8 protein-coding genes are annotated in these 6,345 nt (G+C 65.5%); 6 read left to right on the forward strand and 2 right to left on the reverse strand.

The window, feature by feature from the left end; all coding sequences use genetic code 11:
- Both CKO28_RS26255 and CKO28_RS26260 read left to right on the forward strand, forming a co-directional pair.
- On the forward strand, positions 1 to 218 hold a 218-nt coding region (locus CKO28_RS26255; protein WP_200344200.1), incomplete at its 5' end, for a hypothetical protein.
- A 302-nt stretch (positions 219 to 520) separates the two neighbouring features.
- A complete protein-coding gene (locus CKO28_RS26260; protein ID WP_200344201.1) occupies positions 521 to 1,036 on the forward strand; it encodes a hypothetical protein in 516 nt (171 codons plus the stop codon).
- A gap of 386 nt (positions 1,037 to 1,422) precedes the next feature.
- Here CKO28_RS26260 and CKO28_RS26265 read toward each other — a convergent pair whose 3' ends face one another.
- Positions 1,423 to 1,590, reverse strand: a complete 168-nt coding sequence (locus CKO28_RS26265) for a hypothetical protein (protein WP_496196158.1) — start codon at positions 1,588 to 1,590, stop codon at positions 1,423 to 1,425.
- Between the two features lie 1,204 nt (positions 1,591 to 2,794).
- On the opposite strand from CKO28_RS26265, the gene CKO28_RS26270 reads away from it, so the two are divergent.
- Both CKO28_RS26270 and hpnD read left to right on the forward strand, forming a co-directional pair.
- A complete protein-coding gene (locus tag CKO28_RS26270; protein ID WP_200344206.1) occupies positions 2,795 to 3,100 on the forward strand; it encodes a hypothetical protein in 306 nt (101 codons plus the stop codon).
- 336 nt (positions 3,101 to 3,436) lie between these two features.
- Positions 3,437 to 4,327, forward strand: a complete 891-nt coding sequence (gene hpnD / locus CKO28_RS26275; RefSeq protein ID WP_200344208.1) for a presqualene diphosphate synthase HpnD — start codon at positions 3,437 to 3,439, stop codon at positions 4,325 to 4,327.
- Between the two features lie 121 nt (positions 4,328 to 4,448).
- On the opposite strand, the gene CKO28_RS26280 is transcribed toward hpnD, so the two are convergent.
- Entirely contained in the window at positions 4,449 to 5,090 is a 642-nt protein-coding gene (locus CKO28_RS26280; protein ID WP_200344210.1) for a DUF4396 domain-containing protein, read from the reverse strand.
- A gap of 173 nt (positions 5,091 to 5,263) precedes the next feature.
- On the opposite strand from CKO28_RS26280, the gene CKO28_RS26285 reads away from it, so the two are divergent.
- Together CKO28_RS26285 and CKO28_RS26290 are read left to right on the forward strand one after the other, a co-directional pair.
- The gene (locus CKO28_RS26285; RefSeq protein WP_200344212.1) at positions 5,264 to 5,779 is read left to right on the forward strand and encodes a phage tail protein; all 516 of its coding nucleotides are present in this window, start codon (positions 5,264 to 5,266) and stop codon (positions 5,777 to 5,779) included.
- Positions 5,776 to 6,219 (forward strand): phage tail protein, encoded by a 444-nt coding sequence (locus CKO28_RS26290; protein ID WP_200344214.1) that lies wholly within the window; start codon positions 5,776 to 5,778, stop codon positions 6,217 to 6,219. The genes CKO28_RS26285 and CKO28_RS26290 overlap by 4 nt, the downstream gene beginning before the upstream one ends.
- Positions 6,220 to 6,345: the final 126 nt, after the last annotated feature.

Raw genomic sequence — 6,345 nt, forward strand, 5'->3', positions numbered from 1 at the left:
TCGTCTCGATGGCCACGTCCGGACCGGAAGACCTGCCGCGGCACGTCGAGTTCCTGTACAGCCGCAACCGGCTGAACGTCGCCGTCTCGCGGGCCCGCTGTCTGGCGGTCACGGTCGCCAGCCCGCGCCTGCTCGACCTGCCCTGCGCGACCGTCGACCAGGTGCGCCTGGTCAACACGCTGTGCTGGTTGCGGGCCTACGCGCACGGCGACGGCTGAGCGTCGGATACGATCGTTTTGTTGGTCGCTGCCGGGCTTTCGCGCGGGCTGAGCCTGGTGATCGCGTTCGACCGCCATAAGAACGTCCGTATCAGTGACCGACCTGTGGCGCAGTCAGGGTAAAAAAGCGTGTTTCTGCCTAAAAGCCCGCGCTCGGCCCGAAGAATTCCGTGATCAGTCTTTTCGGCCCATTCGCAAAATCGGCCCCACTTCCCCTTTGCCAAACGGCACAACCAGCTGCTCCGCCGCGTGTCAGGACAGATGAGCACGCGCGGTGCACCGCAACTTAAGGAGTTATTGGCATGACCACCGATCAAGCTCGAACACACCATCAGAACCCACAAGTCCGTTGCGACGTCGTCCAGTCGGCCCAGCTCGCGCACCTGCTTGGCAGGGATTGGGCATCTCTGCAGACGATCCTGCACGCCCCACTTTCTCCTACGGGGAGTGCCCCCACCCGCATTCGCGCGGCCGACTTCTGCCTCAAGTGCTTTCGCGGCATCATTGGATTGCGTGAAGATCCCCTCGCTCGGACGGAACTGTGGAGCTATACGGCGCCATATTTGAGAGGTCTTCAAACCGATGGTTGGAACGTCCTGGCTGGTTGCTTGAACGACCGGCACCTGCTGCTCGTCTTCACGAGCCAAGACGTCGACTCGATCGACTGGCCGATCGAATGCCCTTATGACGAGGATGGTCGCTGCCTCCAGGTCGCGAAACACTGGATGGACGGACATGAAGCGCGGCACACGTTCGAAGAAGCCTACCGCAGTTACGCGGAACACACGGCTAACCGGCGACAAGACCGCGCCACGTAGACTAGGCAACGGGTCGGTGGCGCTCTGGCGCATCAACCTTGGGACAGGCCTCCAACACCCTCTGGTGGTCGCAAACCCAGTGTCAGGGCGGACCGAAAGTACGCTCTGAAGGATCGCTCAACTCACCTAACCGAAGCCGAGCTGCACCAGACCGTGGACGCCTTGGGATACTTACCTAGCTTTCGAGTCCGGTGCCCGAACGCACTCGCGCGGGACGCCCGAGGAGCAGCAGACGCGGCCGTCAGCCCTATTCACGTGCACCATAGATTATTCAGGAACAAGATGTCCACGAGGTCGCAGCCGACGGCAACCTTAGGGCCGACCATCATGTAACAGCGGCCTCTCGGCAAAAAATCTGGACATGAAGTGACGTAGATAGGTGGACATTATGCATCCATCTGGGGCAGGCCGAGGAACAGCAGTGCGTCTCCGTGGGCTATCCAGCGACGGAGCGCGAGATCGAGGATTTTGTGCGGGTCGACCGATGGCCGGGCATCGAACTCGAAGCTCTCCAGAGTGCAGACCCCGGGGAAGTGCGCGATCCGCATGCCCATTCTCGATGCGCCGCTTGTCTTTGCGTGCGATTGTCGCGCGCACTGAGGAACGCGAGCGTCTCACGTAGGGTCAGATCGCACCTGCTGGCCTCCTCCAGGTGCGCCTCGAACGCCGGCCATGAGACAAACCGATGACAAACGGACGCGACCGGGACCTCACAGGTTCCCAGGCGATCCATCCTGTACCTCTGCCCCGCTCAAACACCCCGGTCGGGCCGCCGTCCCCTCGCCCATGGCGGTGACGGCGATGCTGTCCCCGGACCCAACACACCGGAGACCACCAACGCGATCATGATATCGAGGCCTACCACGCGGCTTTGGCACCTGCTGTCTACGCTTCACGAACGCCGTCGCCGAGGTCCATGCAAGACTCGCTTCCGGCTGGCGGGCTCGCCTTTACCTGGCGGGAATCGAACCCGCTGGACCGCGGAAGAAGGTTTCAACTTTCCATCGTATCCTCCTTCTCTGGGCTTGCCTGTCGCAAGCTGAGCGCACGTTCGTGTGCCCTGTAAGGACACAAAAATGTGCTCTATAAATGCGGTTAAGTACCTGAAAACGCTGATCCGGAGGGGAGCAATTGCTCCCCCATTGCTCCTTGAAAAGATCCTATGAGGGCGAGGGCACAGTTCGGGTTGAACGGCTGGCCGGTCTTGAGCACGCCGTTGCAGAGCGCTAGCAGCTTGCGCATGGCGGCGGCGAGGCGGTCGTCGAGGGCGCGTTTTACGGGTTTTTCTGTCGGGTGGTGCACGTTTCATTTGCTCGTGGTCGGAGCTTTCAGATGATCATGGAGGGGCTTTCAGAATTCTTGTTACGCGGTGCCGGACAAGCCGTTCGCCGGCCACTGGGAGACCGCCTGATGCGTGTCGCGAGCATGATCAACAGCCGCAGCCGGCTACATCGTTCGCACCATCTCCGAGCGACCGTCGAGCCGTCAGCGCACGACAACCGTTGCGAGGGCCTGCGAGGGTCCGACACAGCAACCGCTTGCGCTGGAGGCTCAGCTCTATGCTGAGCGCGAGGGGCTGACGGTCGGGCAGGCGGTCGCCTGGGCCGAGTCTGTCCCCGGCCCGCTGACGCTGTATCTGTCTGATTGATAACGGCTTTTCGGGATCCGCCGATTTGTTCGCACAAGGCCGTCCAGGCGCTCCAGACCGATACCACTCTTCCCGGCAGTACAGTGACAGCACGCCGGAGATAGCAGCAGATGGATACAGACACGCATACAGCTGAGCGCCCCGCCGCGGTCGCGCTACCCGCTCGCCCGCACGTGCTCTATGACATCGCCGCCGCCGCGAATTTCGTGAGCGAAGAGCTGGGCATCGCGACATCGTATGAGAAGATGCGCGCGTACGCCGATCGCAATAGGTTGCCGTTCGTGAAGAGCCCTCTCGACGGAGTTCGTCGCGTCTCTGAGCTCGCGCTCTATGAAGTGTACATCGCCCCGCACCGCGAGGCGCTCAGCGACTGGCGCAAAGGCAAGGCGCCGGGCGGCGGCAAGCGGCGGCGGTGACGTCGCACGCGGAGATCGTGCTCGAGGCCGCGCCGGACTAACCGGCCACACCGCCGAAACGACTGCTCAAGCCCTCGCCCGACGGCGGGGGCTTTTGCTAATCTGACCCCGCATAGATGCTCGGAGGATTCGAGTGATGAAAGGAAGCAGGGACAAAAAAGGGGACAAACACCCCTCAACACCGCAGGAAACTGCGCTTCCGCTACCGATTTGTAATCGGTAGGTTGGGAGTTCGAGTCTCTCCGCCGGCACCAGCGCCCGTGCACCCGGCGGGCGCTCACGAGGGCGCCTCGCCCACGCCCGCGCTCACCGTCCGTCCGGAGGATCCGCCTGCCCATGACCGCCGCCACGCTCGACCCGGCGCCCGCGCGCTCGCGGATTGATGTGGCGGAGGTGCGTCAGGCGGTGCGGCAGGCGGGCACGTCGTTCTTCTGGGGGATGCGGCTGTTGCCGCGCGACCGGCGCGAGGCGGCCTACGCGGTCTACGCCTTCTGCCGGGCGGTCGACGACGTCGCCGACGGGACCGAGACCGAAAGCCGCAAGCTCGACCGGCTGGAGCGCTGGCGCACCGAGGTCGACCGGATCTACCGCGGCCAGCCGCAGACCGCCGCGACCCGCGTGCTGGCGAGCTACCGCGACCGCTTCCAGCTGCCGCGCGAGGAGTTCCACGCGGTGATCGACGGCATGGCGGTGGACGCCCGCGGCGGGCTGGTCGCGCCCTCTTTCGCGGACCTGCAGCGATACTGCCGCCAGGTCGCGGGCGCGGTCGGCATGCTGACCATGCAGATCTTCGGCGCCGGCGACCCGCAGGCGACCGCCTACCGCAAGCACGAGATCGCGGTCGCGCTGGGCGAGGCGCTGCAGTTCACCAACATCCTGCGCGACCAGGCCGGCGACGGCGCCGACGGCCGGCTCTACCTGCCCGAGGATCTGCTGGCCGAAGCCGGGGTGACGACACGCGACCCGCTCGCCGTGCTGACCGACGCCAAGCGTACGGCTGCCTGCGCGCGCCTGGCGGAGAAAGCCCGCCAGCGCTACGCCGAGGTCCGCGGACAGCTGGCCGAGCTGCACCCGGCGAGCGCCCGGCCCTGCCGGATCATGCTGGAGGTCTACGCCCGCCTGCTGGCCCAGCTGGAAGCCGAGGGCTTCCCCGGCGACCGGCGGGTGCGCCTGTCGAAGCCGGTGAAGACCTGGACGGCGCTCAGCACCGCGTTTTCCGGGCGATAGAGCAAGATGCTGAAAGGTGAAGCCACTTTTCAGCTGAATCTTGCTCTCTCTTCAAGCAGTTAGAGCAAATTCACGATGAAGGTCGACCAGACCTTCATCGATTTTGCTGTAGCGGCCGCCCTCAATGCGCGTGGGCGTGATCCTTGGGGCTGTGCATGCCCTGCTTCACGCCGAAGCGGATCAGCAGCACGTTTACGGGATAGGCAGCGACCAACCCGACGGTGAGCGACACCGCGAGCGACGCCCAGAACAGGGCCGACCCGACCCCCGCGGACCCGGCAAGCCACAGGTCGACGGCGATCGCGGTCACTTCCATCACCCCGATGCTGGCGGTCTCGCTCCACAGCGTGTCGGACAGGGCCGCCCGGAACGATTCCCCGCCCTGCATCAGCGGGCCGATGGTGAGCGCGAAGCCGGCGATGTACGCGGCCGCGAAGGTGACGAGCGCGGTCGCGGTCGTGCCCAGCTCCAGCAGGCCGACCGCCAGCAGGAGACCGCCGATCTCCCCCAGGCCGCAGCCGGAATAGCAGTGCGCCACCGACCGGAAGGCCCGGCGCCCGAGGTCGTCGCGCGGAATCTGTTTGCGCCCGGACCAGTAGTAGCCGGCCAGGCCCAGCGGGCCGGAATACAGCACGGTCAGGATCCAGACCCAGCGCATCAGGCCGTGGATCTCCGGGTTGTGCCGGCGTAGATCGCGCAGCAGCACGCCGACGCTGAGCGCGACCAGGACGGCCCAGATCGCCAGCAGGGTCTGCAATGTCATCGCGGTTCGGTCCTACGAAAGGTGATCTTGTGTCCTGGCTGGCAGGTGGTGTCTGCCCCCACTGGCAGGTCAAGGCCGCGGCGGGAAAGTTCCCTGCGAAAGGCGCGCATTCACCTCGTGCCGCCTTCAACCCTGCGTTGACCGCCCCGACGCATCACCGCATGCTTGCGGCCATGCCAACGCGCCGCTTCATCGACCGGTTCCGTCCGCAGATACGGCTGCCGGATATTCGGCTGCCGGGGATCGGACCCGACGGCGGTCGCCCGGAGCCGGTCCTGAACGCCCATTTCCGCGTGTCGATCGGGCAGAGCGAAGTGGGCGTGGCGCGCATCTCCGACCTGCAGCTGAGCGATCCCAAGCAGACCGCGGACTCGCTCGCGCAGACGGTCACCCTGACCCGGGCGATCGACGCCGACCGGACCTTTTACCGCTGGCGGGTCGAAACCGCCCGCGGACGCGACGACCGGCGACGGGTGCGCATCCACCATCTGCGCCGTCCCGGCGACAAGACGCCGGCCTGGAGCTTCACGCTGATTTCGGCCTTCCCGGTGCGCTGGACCGGGCCGCGGTTCGACGCGGTCCAGCCCGAGGTGGCGTGGGAGGAACTCGAGCTCAGCTACACGACGATCAGCTGGGTGCTGCCGAAACCGGACGGCGGCGCCCGCGAGGACGAAGGGGACGCTGGATGAGCGCGAACACACCGCTGCTGAACTTCCGCTTCAAGGTCGAATGGGCCGGGTCCCGCGCCGGCTTCAGCCGGGTCGAGGGGCTGAACGCGGAGACGGACGTCGTGTCCTACCGCGAAGGCAACGACCCAAACCCCACCCCGCAGCGGATCCCGACCCTGATCCGCTACGGCGACGTGACCCTGACGCGCGGCATCCTGCTCGGCGACAACGCTTTCTACGAGTTCTATCACGACGTCGAGCGGCTTCGGACCGAGCGAATGGACATCGTCATCAAACTGCTCGACGAATCGTTCGCGGCGGTCATGCAGTGGCACCTGCGCAACGCCTTCGCCCGCCGCCTCGAAGGGCCGGTGCTGTCCGGAACCGGCGAGGAAGGCGGGCTGGCGATCGAGCGCCTGACGTTGGCGCACGAAGGCCTGCAGGTCGACACCTCGGGCTAAGGACACGCCCAACGATAACAGAATCGGTATGGCTGTCTTTGGGTGCGGCGGTTTGACTCGGGCGGGCGGGATTCCCGTTCACTGGGAGGTATCGTAAGTATGCCAGATGATCGACCGGCGCGGGAT

The organism is Rhodovibrio sodomensis, assembly GCF_016583645.1.
Taxonomy (GTDB): domain Bacteria; phylum Pseudomonadota; class Alphaproteobacteria; order Kiloniellales; family Rhodovibrionaceae; genus Rhodovibrio; species Rhodovibrio sodomensis.

Bases quoted from the DNA above. Each gene is read 5' to 3' on its own strand.
- CKO28_RS26260 (WP_200344201.1), top strand. From the start codon at position 521: ATGACCACCGATCAAGCTCGAACACACCATCAGAACCCACAAGTCCGT.
- CKO28_RS26265 (WP_496196158.1), bottom strand. From the start codon at position 1,590: ATGGGCATGCGGATCGCGCACTTCCCCGGGGTCTGCACTCTGGAGAGC.
- CKO28_RS26270 (WP_200344206.1), top strand. From the start codon at position 2,795: ATGGATACAGACACGCATACAGCTGAGCGCCCCGCCGCGGTCGCGCTA.
- hpnD (WP_200344208.1), top strand. From the start codon at position 3,437: ATGACCGCCGCCACGCTCGACCCGGCGCCCGCGCGCTCGCGGATTGAT.
- CKO28_RS26280 (WP_200344210.1), bottom strand. From the start codon at position 5,090: ATGACATTGCAGACCCTGCTGGCGATCTGGGCCGTCCTGGTCGCGCTC.
- CKO28_RS26285 (WP_200344212.1), top strand. From the start codon at position 5,264: ATGCCAACGCGCCGCTTCATCGACCGGTTCCGTCCGCAGATACGGCTG.
- CKO28_RS26290 (WP_200344214.1), top strand. From the start codon at position 5,776: ATGAGCGCGAACACACCGCTGCTGAACTTCCGCTTCAAGGTCGAATGG.